This is a genomic window from Caballeronia sp. LP006 (genome assembly GCF_031450995.1).
Taxonomy (GTDB): Bacteria; Pseudomonadota; Gammaproteobacteria; order Burkholderiales; family Burkholderiaceae; genus Caballeronia.
In genome coordinates this window covers 224,255-240,449 of the sequence record NZ_JARTVW010000003.1, presented here as the reverse complement: position 1 = coordinate 240,449, position 16,195 = coordinate 224,255, and the positions used below count along the sequence as shown (strand labels likewise).

The 16,195-nt window shown below is 63.2% G+C and carries 16 protein-coding genes; 5 read left to right on the top strand and 11 right to left on the bottom strand.

The window, feature by feature from the left end; genetic code table 11:
* Positions 1-163 precede the first annotated feature (163 nt).
* The gene (locus P9250_RS05805; protein ID WP_250510927.1) at positions 164-712 is read left to right on the top strand and encodes a DUF4142 domain-containing protein; all 549 of its coding nucleotides are present in this window, start codon (positions 164-166) and stop codon (positions 710-712) included.
* A 59-nt stretch (positions 713-771) separates the two neighbouring features.
* Here the strand turns inward: P9250_RS05805 and katG are convergent, their stop codons facing one another.
* Entirely contained in the window at positions 772-3,033 is a 2,262-nt protein-coding gene (katG, locus tag P9250_RS05800) for a catalase/peroxidase HPI (RefSeq protein ID WP_310391698.1), read from the bottom strand.
* Between the two features lie 414 nt (positions 3,034-3,447).
* Here katG and P9250_RS05795 point away from each other — a divergent pair, with 414 nt between their 5' ends.
* Positions 3,448-3,750 carry a DUF6516 family protein gene (locus P9250_RS05795; protein WP_250528091.1) on the top strand — a complete coding sequence of 101 codons (303 nt, stop codon included), beginning with the start codon at positions 3,448-3,450 and terminating at the stop codon, positions 3,748-3,750.
* Positions 3,747-4,256: a transcriptional regulator gene (locus P9250_RS05790; RefSeq protein ID WP_250528090.1), complete on the top strand. Its 510-nt coding sequence runs from the start codon at positions 3,747-3,749 to the stop codon at positions 4,254-4,256. The genes P9250_RS05795 and P9250_RS05790 overlap by 4 nt, the downstream gene beginning before the upstream one ends.
* A 4-nt stretch (positions 4,257-4,260) precedes the next feature.
* Here the strand turns inward: P9250_RS05790 and fae are convergent, their stop codons facing one another.
* The 3 genes from fae to P9250_RS05775 form a co-directional block, all read right to left on the bottom strand.
* A complete protein-coding gene (gene fae, locus P9250_RS05785; RefSeq protein ID WP_244829773.1) occupies positions 4,261-4,794 on the bottom strand; it encodes a formaldehyde-activating enzyme in 534 nt (177 codons plus the stop codon).
* A gap of 174 nt (positions 4,795-4,968) precedes the next feature.
* Positions 4,969-5,349 (bottom strand): BON domain-containing protein, encoded by a 381-nt coding sequence (locus P9250_RS05780; protein ID WP_310391695.1) that lies wholly within the window; start codon positions 5,347-5,349, stop codon positions 4,969-4,971.
* A gap of 31 nt (positions 5,350-5,380) precedes the next feature.
* Positions 5,381-6,496 (bottom strand): porin, encoded by a 1,116-nt coding sequence (locus P9250_RS05775; protein WP_250469118.1) that lies wholly within the window; start codon positions 6,494-6,496, stop codon positions 5,381-5,383.
* A gap of 251 nt (positions 6,497-6,747) precedes the next feature.
* Here P9250_RS05775 and P9250_RS05770 point away from each other — a divergent pair, with 251 nt between their 5' ends.
* Together P9250_RS05770 and P9250_RS05765 are read left to right on the top strand one after the other, a co-directional pair.
* On the top strand, positions 6,748-8,001 hold the full coding sequence (locus P9250_RS05770; RefSeq protein WP_310391693.1) for an aconitase X catalytic domain-containing protein: 1,254 nt from the start codon (positions 6,748-6,750) through the stop codon (positions 7,999-8,001).
* Positions 7,988-8,440, top strand: coding sequence for an aconitase X swivel domain-containing protein (locus tag P9250_RS05765; protein WP_310391691.1), 453 nt, complete (start codon positions 7,988-7,990; stop codon positions 8,438-8,440). Before P9250_RS05770 ends, P9250_RS05765 begins: the two co-directional genes overlap by 14 nt.
* On the opposite strand, the gene P9250_RS05760 is transcribed toward P9250_RS05765, so the two are convergent.
* Genes P9250_RS05760 through P9250_RS05730 form a run of 7 tightly spaced genes read right to left on the bottom strand, consistent with a single transcriptional unit; the run spans position 8,427 to position 16,014 of the window.
* Positions 8,427-9,125 (bottom strand): GntR family transcriptional regulator, encoded by a 699-nt coding sequence (locus tag P9250_RS05760; protein WP_244831019.1) that lies wholly within the window; start codon positions 9,123-9,125, stop codon positions 8,427-8,429. The two genes, P9250_RS05765 and P9250_RS05760, sit on opposite strands and share 14 nt — an antisense overlap.
* Positions 9,126-9,184: 59 nt before the next feature.
* Positions 9,185-10,420 (bottom strand): amidohydrolase family protein, encoded by a 1,236-nt coding sequence (locus P9250_RS05755; RefSeq protein WP_250469113.1) that lies wholly within the window; start codon positions 10,418-10,420, stop codon positions 9,185-9,187.
* Positions 10,421-10,436: 16 nt separating this feature from the next.
* A complete protein-coding gene (locus P9250_RS05750) occupies positions 10,437-11,435 on the bottom strand; it encodes a 4-hydroxyproline epimerase (protein WP_250469111.1) in 999 nt (332 codons plus the stop codon).
* Positions 11,436-11,448: 13 nt separating this feature from the next.
* A complete protein-coding gene (locus P9250_RS05745; protein ID WP_309846737.1) occupies positions 11,449-12,351 on the bottom strand; it encodes a dihydrodipicolinate synthase family protein in 903 nt (300 codons plus the stop codon).
* A gap of 21 nt (positions 12,352-12,372) precedes the next feature.
* The gene (locus tag P9250_RS05740; RefSeq protein ID WP_310391688.1) at positions 12,373-13,626 is read right to left on the bottom strand and encodes an FAD-dependent oxidoreductase; all 1,254 of its coding nucleotides are present in this window, start codon (positions 13,624-13,626) and stop codon (positions 12,373-12,375) included.
* Complete coding sequence (locus tag P9250_RS05735) at positions 13,623-14,690, bottom strand: proline racemase family protein (protein WP_310391686.1); 1,068 nt, start codon at positions 14,688-14,690, stop codon at positions 13,623-13,625. Before P9250_RS05735 ends, P9250_RS05740 begins: the two co-directional genes overlap by 4 nt.
* Positions 14,691-14,700: 10 nt before the next feature.
* Entirely contained in the window at positions 14,701-16,014 is a 1,314-nt protein-coding gene (locus P9250_RS05730; protein ID WP_244829790.1) for an MFS transporter, read from the bottom strand.
* Positions 16,015-16,195: the final 181 nt, after the last annotated feature.

Sequence of the window (16,195 nt, the reverse complement as noted above, 5' to 3'; positions counted from 1 at the left end):
GGTATGTTTCTTCGGATGGCGGTTCGCGTTATCGACTTTAGGGCTGGGCGTTTAGACCTGTTTCGCCGCGCTCGCGTGCGCGGCGAAACAGGTGCGGTCATCGTGTGTTATTCCGTCAGGTGCTACCCTGCGAGGCGCGAATGCCGCAAAGGGCCCGATATCCATGAGACAGGCGATCACCATCAGAACCGTTGCGAGCGCGCTCTTGCTGCTGCTCGCTTCGCTTCACGCGTTCGCTCAATCCTCGCGTCCGTCCGATGCGCAGATGCTCGGCATTCTGCTCGTTGCGAATCAGGCCGAGATTGCGACCGGTCAGCTTGCGTTGCGCCGGACGCAATCGCGCAGCGTGCAGAGCTTCGCGAGCCGGATGGTCTCGGAACACGGACAGGTCTATCAGGAAGGCTTGGCGCTGTTGCAAAGACTCGGCGCAGAGGCGCAGCCAAGCGGCGTAAGCGACGACCTGACACGACAAACGCGCGATGACCTGCAAACCCTCGACAACGCCGATGCCCGCGATTTCGACCTTACATATCTGAACCGCGAAGTCTTCTTCCTGCAACAGCTCGTGAAGTCCGTGGATGGCTTCATCCGTTCGACTGCGAGCGCCGATCTCAAGACGTTGCTCGTGCGCTCGCGTCCGTCCTTCATTCTGCAACTGGATCAGGCGCACAGGCTGCAACTGGCGCTCGATCGTCCGGGCTTTTCGCATTGACAAAAAAACGCGGCGGCCCGGAAAGGCCACCGCGTTCGTCGAACAACGCTTTGCAGCGATTACTTCAGGTCGAAGCGGTCTGCATTCATCACCTTCGTCCACGCCGCCACGAAGTCGCGCACGAACTTCTCCTTGCCGTCTTCGCTTGCATAGACTTCGGCGAGCGCGCGCAGTTGCGCATGCGAACCGAAGATCAGGTCGACGCGCGTTCCCGTCCACTTCACCGCGCCGGTCTTGCGATCCGCGCCTTCGAACGCGTCACGCGCTTCCGTGATCGGCGTCCACTCCGTTTCCATATCGAGCAGGTTGCGGAAGAAGTCGTTGGTCAGCGTCTCCGGCTTGTCCGTGAACACGCCGTGCGTCTCGGTCCCGGCGTGCACGTTCAAGACGCGCAAGCCACCGACGAGCGCGGTCATTTCAGGCGCGGTCAGGTTCAGCAACTGCGCCTTGTCGATCAGCAACGCTTCCGCCGGCACGCCGTACTTCTGCTTGAGATAGTTGCGAAAGCCATCGGCGGCGGGTTCGAGCATGCCGACCGATTCCAGGTCCGTCTGATCCTGCGACGCATCCATGCGGCCCGGCTTGAACGGCACGCTCACCTTGTGCCCCGCCTTGTCCGCGGCCTGCTCGATACCCACGCCGCCCGCAAGCACGATCAGATCGGCAATCGACACTTTCTTGCCGCCCGACTGCGCGCCGTTGAACTCGCCCTGAATGCCTTCGAGCGCCTTCAGCACCTTCGCCAGTTGCGCCGGCTGATTGACTGCCCAGTCTTTTTGCGGCGCGAGACGAATACGCGCACCGTTCGCGCCGCCGCGCTTGTCCGAGCCACGGAACGTCGAAGCCGATGCCCACGCGGTCGTCACCAGTTCCCCGACCGATAACCCTGCCGACGCGATTTTCTGCTTCAACGCGGCCACATCCTGCTCGTCGATCACGGGATGATCGAGCGCGGGAATCGGGTCCTGCCAGACGAACTCTTCCTGCGGCACTTCCGGCCCGAGATAGCGCGCACGCGGTCCCATGTCGCGGTGCGTGAGCTTGAACCACGCCTGCGCGAAGGCATCGGCGAACTCTTGCGGGTTGTCTTTGAAGCGGCGCGAGATCTTCTCGTAAGCCGGATCGAAGCGCAGCGACAAGTCCGTGGTCAGCATGGTCGGCCGCAGCTTCTTCGACGCATCGTGCGCGTGCGGAATGGTCTCCGCCGAATCTTTGGCGATCCACTGATTCGCGCCCGCCGGGCTCTTGGTGAGTTCCCATTCGTGGCCGAAAAGGTTCTCGAAGAAGCCGTTGCCCCATTGCGTCGGCGTCGAGGTCCAGGTGACTTCGAGACCGCTCGTGATGGTGTCCGCGCCACGGCCCGTGCCGAACGTGCTGTTCCAGCCGAGGCCCATGGTTTCAAGTTCGGCGCCTTCCGGCTCCGCGCCCACGTTATCCGACGGACCCGCGCCGTGCGTCTTTCCGAAGGTGTGGCCACCCGCGATCAGCGCGACGGTTTCTTCGTCGTTCATGGCCATGCGGCCGAAGGTATCGCGAATATCGTGCGCTGCCGCAAGCGGATCGGGGTTGCCATCCGGGCCTTCCGGGTTGACGTAGATCAGGCCCATCTGCACCGCGCCAAGCGGATTTTCCAGATCGCGCCCGCCATCCGTGCGGCTTTGTTCGATGCCGTGCATTTGCGCATCGGCGGTGATCACGCCTTCATCGTCGTCCTTGCCGGCCGCGCCCTTGCCGTAGCGGACATCGCCGCCGAGCCAGGTTTTTTCATTGCCCCAGTAGACGTCCTGGTCCGGCTCCCACGTATCTTCGCGACCGCCCGCGAAACCGAGCGTCTTGAAGCCCATGGTTTCGAGCGCGACGTTGCCGGTGAGAATCAGCAGGTCAGCCCACGAGATTTTCTGACCGTATTTCTGCTTGATCGGCCAAAGAAGGCGTCGTGCCTTGTCGAGACTGACATTGTCCGGCCAGCTATTGAGCGGCGCGAAACGTTGCTGACCGCGCCCGCCGCCTCCGCGTCCATCGCCGGTGCGATACGTGCCCGCGCTATGCCATGCCATGCGGATGAAAAGCGGACCGTAGTGGCCGAAGTCGGCGGGCCACCACTCCTGCGAGTCGGTCATGAGCGCGGCGAGATCTTGCTTGACTGCCGCGAGATCGAGACTCTTGAAAGCTTCCGCGTAATTGAAGTTGCTGTCGAGCGGATTGGACTTGTTCGAATGCTGACTGAGCAGGTCCACGCGCAACTGTTTTGGCCACCAGTCACGGTTCGTCGTGCCACCGCCAGCGGTGTGATTGAACGGACACTTCGATTCGTTTGACATGCGTTACCTCCTTGGGGGACTTGCCTCTGCTTGCTTGTTTTACATGGCGCCGACGCGTGGTCCCGTGTGGACGAAGAAAGCGCCGGCTGTGTCGATGGGTCCGACCTTGGATTCAGGTTGCCGCCGATCATTCGTTGGCGTCACGCGTCTGACATGGTGCGTCGCACAAGCATCGTGTCGATGACAGCCGGCGGCATCCAACAATATATGTGAGAGCCGTCGGCAGATGAAATGCATTTGTGGCAATGCCGCCGATAGAACGCCCCTATAAGAATAGCGAGGCTCGCGAGAATTTGCAGGTGGAGTGTGAGCGACGGTCCGACGCCCTGGCGTTACGTCAAGTCGTCCATTCGGGAAATAGGCAGCAAGTCGGCGATGTTGGACCATTTGACAACACACTTAGGCGTTGTCAAAATGTCCAACACCAAAGCGGTTTTGATTGAGGATGAGCGGCTCGAATTCGCGGGATCGGGGTTCGCGGAAATCGTCTTGTGGCACGTTCCCGTGCGCGTGCAAGGGTGTACTCATTTCTATAAATATCGGTTCGCTTATGTGGCGGCAAGCACATGCGTTCTTCGCTATGACAACGAACGCGGCAAGGGCGATCATCGGCACTTTGCCGGCGTCGAGTCGCCCTATGAATTTTCTACGCCTCAGCAGTTGTATGCAGACTTCTGGGCCGATGTAGCAGTCTGGAACAGATGGAGGGCAAGATGAAGAAAACCGCAACTATCCGCATTTCTTCACTCGAAGAACTCACCGAGCGCTTCAATGCGGCAGTAGAGAATGGCAAACCCCTCCACGGCCGCAACTTCTCCTACGCCACGCCCGAGCTCCTCTTTCGCACCTTCACCACGCCGCGCTGGCGCATCATTCGCGTGATGACGGGCGCGGGGCCGATGTCCATCCGCGAGCTCGCCCGCCGGCTCGAGCGCGATGTGAAGGGCGTGCATCGCGATGTACAAGCGCTTTTGCAAGCCGGCCTCATGGAAAACGATGCGAACGGCGCGATTGTCTTTCCCTACGACACCGTGCACGTGAATTTCAAACTGAAGGCGGCCGACTTATCGCCGTTGGCGAGCGAGCGCGAGTCGGCAGCCGCGCCTGTTGTCGAAAACCGCGCGGCCTTGCCTCAACGTCCGCCACGTACGCCACGCACATCACCCGCACCACGCGTATCACGCAAGCGCGCCACAAGCGCACGACCGGCGGGCAATCGCTAGCCGGCTAACTCCAGTCGTCCATGTCGTGCTTGATGCTGTGCCGATTTGCAATGAGCGTCTCAACGCTGGGCTCGTTATTCATCGCACGCTGAATGGCGAGCTTGGTCGCTTCGTAGTTCGTGCGATACATGTCTTTCTTGTCGAGGTTCGCGTCGGTGGCGCAGCGCGGGTCGATCCACACGAGGCTGATGATGCACAGATCGTTGGCCTGATCCTTCGGCAAGATGCCTTCGATCAAGCAATCGACCACTGCGTCCGCCGTCGCGGATTGCACCACGCCGCCGAACAGGTCGATATTCGCCATGTCCTTGAGCGTGACCTTCGGGACGATGATCGTCGCGGGACGCACCAACTGGTTGCACGCGCGGATGGCGAACATGGCGGTATGCCCTTTCGACTGCGCCATCATGTTGGCGAAGGCGTGACCGACCGGCCCATCCACGCGGCCGATCAGGATTTCGGGCATTGCATCGGTGGCTTGTCCGGGGGCGGCAAAAACGGTGGCCTCGCCGGCGCGAAACGTCAGGTCCAGACTCATGGTGTCTCCTTGCAGGGCTCGAAGTGGTCTAAGGAGAACAGCCGATGCAAGGACGATGCCAGAATGGGTTCGGAGCCCGAGGCGCTTTATCGATCGACGATCACGCGCTGGCTGTACCAAAACAGTAACCGCTCAGCGTGACACTTTGTCCATCTCGCGACAAGCGCGACCTGCTCAGAACGTCGACAACGTCAACGTGTTCTGCACGGACTTCACGCCCGGCACGCCTTCCGCGATATGCGTCGCCAGGTCGACCTGCGACGTCTCCGGCACCCATCCTTCCAGCACTACGGCGCCGTTATTCGCTCGCACGGTGATGCCGCTCGCGCGCAAGCCTTTCGCTTTCTCGAGCGCATTAAGCACTCGCCGCACGAGCGCGCGGTCCGCAGCTTTCGACGATGACGCCGCCGCGCCCGTTACCGCCGATGCCATTGTCACGCTTGCGGGCGACGCAAATTTCGCGGCGCCGCCCTGCGCGAACGCACACACCGATGCCATGCCGACACATGCAAGCGCCGCTGCCGTCGCGCGCACTCCAATTCGAATCAGAACCATAACCACCTCTCATGTGAAAACCAGCGCTTACTCAGAACCGATGCGTCATGCCCGCCGCGACCAGCGTTTCCGTTGCATTGAGCCCGTTCGGCGAGATACCCGGCCAGCCCGCCGTCGACGTGCCGTTGTTCTTGAGAAAGCCCGCGCGCCCGTAGAACGCCGTGCGCTTCGAGATGCTGTGATCGAAGCCCGCTTGCACGAGCCACGCGTTGTCGTGTACGCCACGCGCAACGCGCTGCATGGCCGCGATCTCGATGGTGTCGGCGGGCGTTGCCTGGATCGTCGCGCCTGCTTCCATCGTGCTGAATGGATGCCCGGCGTTCAGACGCGCGGCAAGCGAACCCGCGGGCGTATCCTTCGGGCGGTGATAGGCGTAGTTGAACTGGAAGTTCACCGGCCCGACGCGATAGGCAAGCGCCCCCGTGAAGTGCTCCGTGCCGAGCGTCGGCAGCGTGGCGGGCAGGCCCGGCATGGTCTTCGAACCCGGATGCTGATTCTGGTAAGCGACGCCCGCGTAGAGGCCATGGCCCGTATAACTCGCGGCGATGTCGAGCATGTTGCCGGTAGTCAGCGGGTACGGCTGCGCGACACTCGCCGCGAGCGCGTACATGCCCCGCAGCTCGACACCTCCCATGTTCTGGGTCTTGTAGACGATGGCGTTGCTCGAACGCCCGCCAGCCGTTTGCGTGGCGAGCGTATTGCGATCGACAGTCGTCGAGGCGGCGGCGAGCGGCGAGAGCGCTTCGTTGGCACGGAACGGGTCCGACGGATAGAGCAGCCAGAAGGTCGGCTGGTACTGACGCCCGACTTGCAGCGAACCGTACTTTTCGTGCGTCAGGGCAACCCAGGCCTGTCGATAAAACATGGCGGACGAGTCCACCTGCGACGTGCCGTTGTTGACGTTGAAGCCGCCTTCGAGCGTGAATACCGCCTTCAATCCGCCGCCCAGATCTTCGCTGCCTTTGAAGCCGAGCAGCGAGGCGCTATTGCCGCCGCTTCTGAGCGACCACGACTGCTGCCCGCCATTGGCGAGGAACTGGAAAAACGTGTCCGCCACGCCATACAACGTGACGCTGGACTGCGCGGCCGCGCTTCCTGCTGTCAGCCCGAGTATGGCGGCGCATAGCCCTTTGCTGCTGAAGCGCATGCATGTCTCCTGGTTATATCCTGCCGATTCGCGGCGAAACATCGCGATCGGGCGATGACCGCCATTGCAGCCACGTCATCGCCCTTCGCAGCCAGTGTTGCAGCGGCGCGCGGCAAGGCGACCCCCCTTGCAGGGTGGGGGATGGGATAACCCCGATTATTCAGCATGTCTTATTATCGAGATGCATCGCGATTTGAGCACGACGCGCGATTCCGCTATCCTGTTGCAACCGATACCAAAACGCCCCGCCGATGCTCACCCTCGACTCCCGCGACACCGCCATGCTGCAGGGCGCTTTCGGCGCCGGCCCCGCGCTTGCCATGCGCATCGTCGCTGCGACGGCGCGTGTCATGGACGCCAGCGCGCTCATCGACGTCACCTGCGCGCATATCGACGGCTGTCTGTATCACGGCGCGGCAAGTCTCGACTTCGTGGAACGTTTCGTCGCGAGCGGCGCGAAGATCGCGGTGCCGACCACGCTCAATGTCGGCTCGCTCGATCTGATTCACCCGGAGCTGTATCGCGGAGATTCGGCAACGGCCAACGCGGCGAAGCGCCTGATGAACGCGCATCTCGAACTCGGCTGCGAGGCGAGCTTCACGTGCGCGCCGTATCAGTTGAAGCATCGGCCGCGGCTCGGCGATCAGATCGCGTGGGCGGAATCGAATGCCATCGTGTTCGCCAATTCCGTGCTCGGCGCGCGCACCAGCCGTTACGGCGACTTTCTGGATCTCGCGGCGGCCATTACCGGCCGCGTGCCGCATGCGGGCTTGCATGTCACAGAGAATCGCGCGGCGCGGGTGGTGATCGAAGCGCCGGACTTGAACGCGTCGTCACATCGCGACGCCGACTTCGCCGCGCTCGGTTTTCTGCTGGGCGGCGAAGCGGGCGCCACGGTCGCGGCCATCACCGGTTTGCCCGGCGACACCAGCGAAGACGAACTCAAGGCGCTCGGCGCGGCGGCGGCATCGAGCGGTTCGGTGGCGCTTTTCCATGCGGTCGGCATCACGCCCGAAGCGCCGACGCTCGATGCCGCGCTGCAAGGCCGCAGGCCCGAACGGACCATCCGCGTGAGCACCGCCGATCTCGCCGCCATCCGCCGCCGCTGGAATCAGGCCCGACCCGGCGCTCCGCTCGCCGCCGTGAGCCTCGGCACGCCGCATTTTTCCGTCGATGAATTCCGCGCGCTCTCGTCGCTCTTCGACCGCTACAAAGGTGCCATGCGTTGCGGCTTCTACGTGAATACGAGCCGCTACGTGCTCTGGCAACTGGAAGACGACGGCACGGCGGAGCGGCTGGCCGCGCGCGGCGTGCAGATCGTCGTGGACACCTGCACGTACATCACGCCGGTAATGAAGCAGATCACCGGTCTCGTCATGACCAATTCGGGCAAGTGGGCGCATTACGCGCCCGCGAATATCGGCGTGACGGTGGCCTTTGGCAGCATGAACGAATGCGTACGCTCGGCGTTCGAAGGAAAGGTGTGTATCGATGAAGCCTACTGATTCCTTGAGCGCCACCGTGCTCGTTCCGGGCCGGGCGCGTGGCCTTTCCATAGCCCTTGCGCCGCTCAGTTTCTGGGGCGGCTACGACGCAGAGCGCGGCGTCATCGTCGACAAGACGCATGCGGGTTGCGGCCGAAGTCTCGCCGCGCGCGTGCTGGTCATGCCGCGTGCGCGCGGGTCGAGTTCGAGCAGCAGCGTGCTTGCCGAGGCCTTGCGCAATGGCATGGGGCCGTGCGGCATCGTGCTTGGCGAGCGCGATCTGATTCTGTCCATCGGTGCGATCACGGCCAACGAGCTGTACGGGCTGAACGTGCCCGTCGTCATGGTCGATGAAACCGTGCTCGCCACGCTAGGCAAAGGCGAATTCATGCTCGAGATCGACGCACCGGATCACGAGGACCCAACGCGCGAGGCATGCATTCGCGTCACCGCGCCATGATCGCCTCGACCACCGCGACAATCTGCTGCGCCGCGATCTTCACATGCTGTTCGAGCAGCTTCGCGCCGAGTTTCGCATCGCGCTTGCGGCATGCGGCGACCATCGCCATGTGCTCGTCGTGCGACTGCTGACGGATCGGCACCTGCTTCACCTGAAACCGGAAATAGCGGTCGCTGCGGTCGTGCAGCACGCGCAACATCTGCAGCGTGATATCGCGGTGCGCAGGCACGTAGAGCGTTTCGTGGAAGCGCCAGTTGAGTTGCCCCCACATGCCGGATTCCGCGCCGTCCATCTCCGTGACGAGATTTTCGGCCCGGGCAATTTCGCCTTCGGTGATATGCGGAATGGCTTGCGAAAACAGCCACGGCTCCAGACGCAAGCGAATCTCGAACGTCTCCTGCACTTCCTCGATCGACAACTCCGCCACGTACGCGCCTTTGTGCGGCACGTTGGTCAAAAGGCCCTCACCCGTCAGACGCGTGATCGCTTCGCGAATCGGCACGCGGCTCACGCCGAGCTCATCCGCGAGCGCTTCCTGCCGCAGCGCTTCTCCGGGCGCGAGATCGCCGCTCAGAATACGCTGCCGGATAGCGGTCGTGACGAGTTCGACCGTGGTCGTGCGCACGATCTTGCGGGTGGCGTCGCTCGCGGCGGCTGGTCTTGATTTCGGCGCGGCCAATGGCATGGCGTGGGTCTTCTTGGTTTCTGCTGCGGACATTCGGCGCGGGAATCGTAGCACGCGGCCTAGAGCAGCTTCTCGCGCACCCACGCGCCGTTTTTCATCACGCCGGAGATGCGCTCGCCTTGCCCCGTCAAGACGCGAATGTCCTTGAGCGGATCGCCGTCGACGACGAGCAAGTCCGCATACGCGCCCGCCGCGATCACGCCGAGCTTGCCCTGCATGTTGAGGATGTCCGCGCCCACGGCAGTGGCCTGGCGAATGGCTTCGAACGAGCCGACGATATCCGCGCGTATCGACAGTTCGTCGCTCTGATACTCGTGCATCTCGCCCAACAGATCCGTGCCGAGGCCCATTTTCACGCCGCGCTCGTGCAGCAGTTCGAGCGCCTTCAACCCTTGCACGCGCACCGCTTCGTTCTTTTCGAGCGACAAGGCCGAAATGCCGATCTGCGCGCCGACGCGGTTCATCGCGTCATAGACGACGAGCGTCGGCACCGCGAACGCGCCGTGTTCGGCCATGACATCGGCGGCTTCTTCATCGATGAGATTGCCGTGCTCGATGGTCCGCACTCCGAGCTTCACCACGCGCGCGATGGCTTTCGGCGTGTACGCATGCGCCATCACGTAGGTCTGATGCGACGCGGCTTCCTCGACGGCGGCCTTCACTTCATCGACGGAGAATTGCAAATTGCCGATAGGGTCCGTCGGCGACGCCACGCCACCCGACGCCATGATCTTGATGTGATGCGCCCCGGCGCGCATCTCTTCGCGCACGGCCTTGCGCATGGCATCGACGCCATCGACCACGCGGCCGATCGCGCCCATGTTGCGGCTGCAGCCGCACGGGTCCGGGTCGGAGTTGTCGAAGCGCTCGCGGAAGTCTCCATGACCGCCGGTTTGCGACAGCGCCTTGCCCGCGACGAACAAGCGCGGTCCCGCGATCACGTCTTCCTCGATTGCGCGCGACAACGCGTAATCCGCGCCGCCCGCGTCGCGCACGGAGGTGAAGCCGCGATTCAACATGCCCGCGAGAATGGGCACGGCGCGCAGCACGGCGAACGTGTTCGGCAAACGGCTGTTGTTGCCGAGATGCGCGACCGATGCAATGACATGCACATGGCAATCGATCAGGCCGGGCATCACCGTCTTGCCGCCGACATCGATCACTTGCGCGCCGCTCGCCTCTACCGGCTCGCGCGTGACTTCGCGGATGGTGTCGCCATCGATCACGACGGAATAGCGGCCGTCGTCGCGTTCGTGCTCCGCGTCCAGCACGCGTGCGTTCTTCAGAATCAGCATGACGTTATGCTCCTTTTCACTTCAGCAGGAATCCGTGGGCCAGGGGATCGCGGTCATCGACGAAGAGAGTGTTGTGGCCCGTGATGCGCGCCCAGCCTTCGATGGTCGGCACGATCGCGTCGTACTCGCCGACTCGCGCGGCCGATACCGGCACGCCTTCGAACAGCGTCCCGATGATGCTTTCATGCACGAAACGCTCGCCTATCTTCAAGCGCCCTTTCGCGACGAGTTGCGCCATGCGCGCCGAGGTTCCGGTGCCGCACGGCGAACGGTCGATGGCCTTGTCGCCATAGAACACCGCGTTGCGCGCGCTCGCGCCTTCGACTGTCGGCGCACCGGTCCACATGACGTGGCTGAGGCCGCGAATCTGCTCGCTTTCCGGGTGCACGAAGCTGTACTTCTCGTTGGCCTTCTGCCGCAGCAGCGGGCTCAGGCGCTGAATGTCCGATGGCTTGAGCGCGTGCAGACCTTCGAAATTGCGCTGCGGCTCGACGATCGCATAAAAATTGCCGCCATAAGCGACATCGAAACGAATCTCGCCTAAGCCTTCCACTTCGACGGAGAGGTCCTGCGAATGCAGATACGAAGGCACGTTGACGAGTTGCACCGAATCCACGTGTTCGCCGTTGACCCGATAACGCGCGATGACCACGCCCGCTGGCGTATCGAGCCGCAAGACGCCCGGCTCGCGCGGCCGCACAAGACCGTTTTCGATCGCCGTCGTCACCGTGCCGATGGTGCCGTGTCCGCACATCGGCAGACAGCCGCTGACTTCGATGAAGAGAATCGCGAGATCGCAGTCGTCGCGCGTCGGCGGATAGAGAATGCTGCCGGACATGACTTCGTGGCCGCGCGGCTCGAACATGAGCGCGGTGCGAATCCAGTCGAACTCGCGCAGAAAATGCGCGCGCCGCTCGATCATGTTCGCGCCGGCAAGCGGCGGCGCGCCGCCCGCGACGACGCGCACGGGGTTGCCGCACGTATGACCGTCGATACAGAAGAACGTGGACTTCACATTAGTGCTCCGTTCATTGAGCGAGCGCACGCACGTTGGCGAGCGCCTTCTCGACGATCGCGATCGTGCGCTGCCGCTCCTCGCCTTCGAGCACGAGACGCGGCGCCTTCACGTATTCCGGATAACCCGCCGTGATGTTTTCGGCGAGCTTGATGTATTGCACGAGTTTCACGTGCGTGTCCAGATGGAACAGGTCGATCAATGCCCGATACAGCGCACGCGCCTTGTCGTATTCGCCATTCACGGCGAGCTTGAGCAGTTCGACGGATTCGCGCGGCACCGCGTTAGCCATGCCCGATACCCAGCCCTTGACGCCGAGCGCGACGGATTCCAGCACGAGATCGTCCACGCCGCAGAACACGGTGAAGCGGTCGCCGAAGCGCGCATAGAGATCGGTGACGCGAGTCGTATCGTAGGTTTCTTCCTTGATCGCGACGACGTTGGCTTCGTCCTTCAGTTGTTCGAGCAAGTCGGGCCGCATGTCCACGCCATAACCGCGCGGATTGTTGTAGATCATGAGGCCGAGCTTCGTCGAGCGCGCAATCGACCGATAGTATTCGACGGTTTCTCTATCGTCCGAGCGATAAGTGAGGCCCGGAAACACCATCAGCCCCTGCACGCCGATGGCTTCCGCATCCCTCGCGAACTGCATGGCGTTGGCCGTGTTCAGTTCGGCGAGACCGGAGATCACGGGCACGCGGCCGTTCACCGTTTCGACCGCGAGCTTGAGCACCGTGCGCTTTTCCTCGGGCGTGAGTTGCGCGTTCTCGCCGACCATGCCCATCATCACGACGCCGCCCACGCCGTTGTCGAGCAGACGATTCAGCCCGCTCACGATGGCGTCCTGATCGAGCGCGCCGGTAGCGGTGAGTTTGGTCGTGACCGCGGGGAAAACGCCTTGCCAGTTGACTTGCATCTCTTCTCTCCTGTCGTTTGGTCAGTGCTGAAAACGTGCGATGGAATAAGGTTCGAGGGGCACGCGCGGCATGCGCTCGCCGAGCACATCGGCGACGAGCGCCGCCGTGGTCGCCGATTGCGTCAGGCCGAGATGGCCGTGTCCGAACGCATAGACCACGGACGGCGCGCGTGGCGAGACGCCGATTACCGGCAGCGAATCCGGCGTGGACGGGCGATGCCCCATCCAGTTGACCGCATCCGTTTCGTCGATGTCGGGCAGAAAGCGCCGGCCGAGCGCGAGCAACGCCTCGCTGCGCCGATAGTTCGGCGGCGCGGCGAGCCCCGCGAATTCCGCCGCCCCGCCGATGCGCAAACCGATATCCAGGGGCGTCGCGACGAACTTGCGTTCCGCGAAGATCACTTCGCGCGACAACGCAATGCCGTGCCTGGGCAGCGTCGCGTTATAGCCGCGTTCGCTGTCGAGCAACACGCGGTCGCCGACAGACTTCGCAAGCGTCGCCGACCACGCGCCCGCCGCCACGACGATGCGGCGGCCGAAGACGCGGGCGCCGTCGTCGAGCAGAACGCCGTCGGCGGGTTCGAGCGCACGCGCGACGCCGGTCACGAAGCGCGCCCCCAACGCCATCACGCGTTCGCGCAGCAAGGTCACGAGCCGGCGCGGATCGCCGATATGCGACCAGTCGTCGAGAAACACGCCATGCCGGAACACCGGCGCAAGCGCTGGCTCGGCGGCGCGTACTTCGTCCTGATTCAGCGTATGCCAGCGCACGCCGAGTTCGCGCTTGAGCGCCCATTCGGGCTGATCGGCAGCGAAGGCCGCATCGGTCTCATAGACGGTAAGCGCGCCGCGTCGATACAGCATCGCGGTGGCGCCGATATCGTCGAACATCGGCAAGATGTCTTCGTATACGCGATTGTTGAGCCGCGAAAGCGCACGCGAGATGGCGTCGAACCGCGCGGGTTCCGCCGCGCGCCGAAACGCCATGAACCACGGCAGCGCGCTTGGCACGTGTTTCCAGTCGAGCGCGAGGGGCCCGAGCGGGTCCATCAGCCACTTGGCCGCTTGCGTGAACATGCCATGCACGGCAATCGGCGTGTTCTCCGACACGGCGATACCGCCCGCGTTGCCGTGCGACGTGCGGTCGCCTTCGAAGTCGCGATCGATCAACGTCACGCTCGCGCCTTCGCAGAGCAGCGCCCACGCGCACGACAAACCAACGACGCCCGCGCCGACCACGATTACATCCGCTATTTCCTGCCGCAGCTGGCTCATGGCTTCGCGCGCGATTTGATGAGCTTGTCGTCGACGGCTTCGAGCCACGTGTCCGACAACGTGAAGCCCGTCTGATAGCGGTCGGTCGGATCCACGCCCACTTGCGAGATCGCGCTGATCCACGCCTGTCCCGCGACCACGGGCACGACTGCGGGCACATCGCCGAGTTGCGTCAGCGAATCGATACGGCTTTCGAAGCGCGAGCCGATGATCGATTCATGCACGAAGCGCTCGCCCGCTTCGATCAGCCCTTTCGCGTGCATCACCGCGAGCCGCGCCGATGTGCCGGTGCCACGTGGCGAGCGGTCGCAGCGTCCGGGAGAGACGATCACGGTATTGCGCGAGGTCAGGACGCCGTTTTCGCGCCGCAAGGGCATGACGAATTCGGTCTGCGTGATGCCCTTGATGTTCGGGTTCAGCGGATGCGGCGACGGCAATTGCTCGGCCGCGGCGGCCTTGATCGTTTGCCCGAGCTCGCATAGTTGGCGCGCTTCGTCGGGCGTGATGGCAAAGCCGAGCTTTTGCGCATCGACGATGACATAGGTCATGCCGCCGTAGCCGACATCGACTGTCAGCGTGCCGACGCCTTCGACCTCGATCGTCTTGTCCAGATGGTTCGCGAAGGCCGGTTGATTGGTGAACTCGACTTGCGTCACCTTGCCGTTTTCGCAGCGGCAGCGCACGTGAATGAGACCGGCGGGCGCTTCGAGCACGAGTTCGGTGACGGGCTCGGTCATCGGCAGGATGCCGGTTTCGAGCAGCACGGTGGCCACGCAGATCGTGTTGGAACCGGACATCGCCGGATATTCGGTCGATTCCGCGATCACGTAGCCCATTTGCGCGCGCGGATCGGTCGGCGGCAATAGAAAGTTCACGCTCTGGTTGGCCGAACCGCGCGGCTCGAAGATGCAGATGCGGCGCAGGTCGTCGCGCACTTCTTCGAGATGCATCATCTTGTCGAACATGGTGGCACCGGGCACGTCGAAGACGCCGCCCGTCACCACGTTGCCCACTTCGCCTTCGGCGTGGCAATTGACTACCGTGAGAGTTCTGCTCCAGCGCATGCGAAAGTCCTCATTGCAACGGTTGATGCGCCGTTTCTCGGATCGTCGCGACCGTGATCGTCGAGAGCAGCGCCGCGAGCATCACGAAGTACGCAGGCGAGACGGGCGAACCGGTGGCCTTGATGAGCGAGATCGAAATGACCGGCGCGAAGCCGCCGAACACCGCATTGGCGATGCCGTAGCCGATCGACATCCATGTCGTGCGGATCTTCGTCGGAAAGAGTTCGGAGAGCACGGCGGGGCCGACGCCCGAGAAGATGCCGATCAACACGCCGCCCAGCACCTGCACGAGACCGACGACCAGCGCGGACTTGTATTCGAGCATCAAGTGAAAAATCGGATAAGGCAGGATCAGGAACGCGACGCAGCCGATAGCGTAGATCGGTTTGCGTCCGACGCGGTCCGACAACGCGCCCCAAAACGGAATGGATGCCGTCATCACGAAGAGCCCCGCCGTATTGAGCCAGAGCGCCGCCGACGAACTCATGCCCGCGTATTTCTGCGTGAACGACGGCAGATAGTTGAGCAACGTGTAGAGCGAGACCGTCCAAACGATCACGAGCCCGCAAGCCTGCAAGCCGAGCAGCGCGGGCGCGCGATGCGGCGGCGGCGCGACATCGCTTGCCTGCGCGAAAGCGGGCGTCTCTTCGCTGCGTTTGCGGATGATCCAGCCGATCGGCCCGATCACCACCGCGCCGATGATGAACGGCACGCGCCAGCCCCAGTCGAGCATGGCTTGCGAGGACAGCGTCGAGGTCATCAACGCGGCCGCGCCGGAGCCGAGCAGCGTACCGCCTAGCGTGCTGCATTGCTGGAAGCTGCCGTAGAAGCCGCGGCGGTTTTGCGGCGCCCATTCGACCAGAAACGCGACCGCGTTACCAAGCTCGCCGCCGACCGAAAGGCCTTGCAGCATGCGCGCGGCGATGAGCAGGATCGGCGCATAGATGCCGATCGACGCATACGAAGGGATCAGCGCCATGAAGAGCGTGGCGGCGGCCATGAGCGGCATGACGAAGGTGAGCGTCCACTTGCGGCCTTTTTTGTCGCCGAGCCATCCGAAGATGATCGCGCCGAGCGGACGCGCCGCGAAGCCGAGACCAAACGCGCCGAAGGTGCCGAGCATGGCGGCGAACTCGTCGCCGGCCGGAAACATGACCTTGGCGATGACGGTGGCGAGAAACGCGTACGTCCCGAAGTCGAACCATTCGAGCACGTTGCCGACGACCGCGGCGGTGACGGCGCGACTGGTTTGCGTTCTGGATGGTGCTCGGGCGGTGTCGCTTGTGGCGTATGCGCCGGCGACGGTCTGCGCTTGGTCGGTCATGGTGGCTCCCGGGGCGGTCGGTTCGAAGGCGAAACGGGATGCGGCTGAGGGGCATTCTGAACCAGAAAGTTTTATGAATCAAGGATTTTGGATCCAATATAAAAGAACGATCGATCCTTTAACGCCAGCGCGCTCGCCCATTCCACAGGCATATCTGATTCAAAGTGTTGCTGCGGCTTGC

Coding starts and splice junctions, on each gene's coding strand:
- P9250_RS05730 (WP_244829790.1), bottom strand. CDS start 16,014: ATGACCGACCAAGCGCAGACCGTCGCCGGCGCATACGCCACAAGCGAC.
- fae (WP_244829773.1), bottom strand. CDS start 4,794: ATGAGTCTGGACCTGACGTTTCGCGCCGGCGAGGCCACCGTTTTTGCC.
- P9250_RS05765 (WP_310391691.1), top strand. CDS start 7,988: ATGAAGCCTACTGATTCCTTGAGCGCCACCGTGCTCGTTCCGGGCCGG.
- P9250_RS05755 (WP_250469113.1), bottom strand. CDS start 10,420: ATGCTGATTCTGAAGAACGCACGCGTGCTGGACGCGGAGCACGAACGC.
- P9250_RS05795 (WP_250528091.1), top strand. CDS start 3,448: ATGTCCAACACCAAAGCGGTTTTGATTGAGGATGAGCGGCTCGAATTC.
- P9250_RS05790 (WP_250528090.1), top strand. CDS start 3,747: ATGAAGAAAACCGCAACTATCCGCATTTCTTCACTCGAAGAACTCACC.
- katG (WP_310391698.1), bottom strand. CDS start 3,033: ATGTCAAACGAATCGAAGTGTCCGTTCAATCACACCGCTGGCGGTGGC.
- P9250_RS05775 (WP_250469118.1), bottom strand. CDS start 6,496: ATGCGCTTCAGCAGCAAAGGGCTATGCGCCGCCATACTCGGGCTGACA.
- P9250_RS05745 (WP_309846737.1), bottom strand. CDS start 12,351: ATGCAAGTCAACTGGCAAGGCGTTTTCCCCGCGGTCACGACCAAACTC.
- P9250_RS05780 (WP_310391695.1), bottom strand. CDS start 5,349: ATGGTTCTGATTCGAATTGGAGTGCGCGCGACGGCAGCGGCGCTTGCA.
- P9250_RS05735 (WP_310391686.1), bottom strand. CDS start 14,690: ATGCGCTGGAGCAGAACTCTCACGGTAGTCAATTGCCACGCCGAAGGC.
- P9250_RS05740 (WP_310391688.1), bottom strand. CDS start 13,626: ATGAGCCAGCTGCGGCAGGAAATAGCGGATGTAATCGTGGTCGGCGCG.
- P9250_RS05770 (WP_310391693.1), top strand. CDS start 6,748: ATGCTCACCCTCGACTCCCGCGACACCGCCATGCTGCAGGGCGCTTTC.
- P9250_RS05805 (WP_250510927.1), top strand. CDS start 164: ATGAGACAGGCGATCACCATCAGAACCGTTGCGAGCGCGCTCTTGCTG.
- P9250_RS05760 (WP_244831019.1), bottom strand. CDS start 9,125: ATGCCATTGGCCGCGCCGAAATCAAGACCAGCCGCCGCGAGCGACGCC.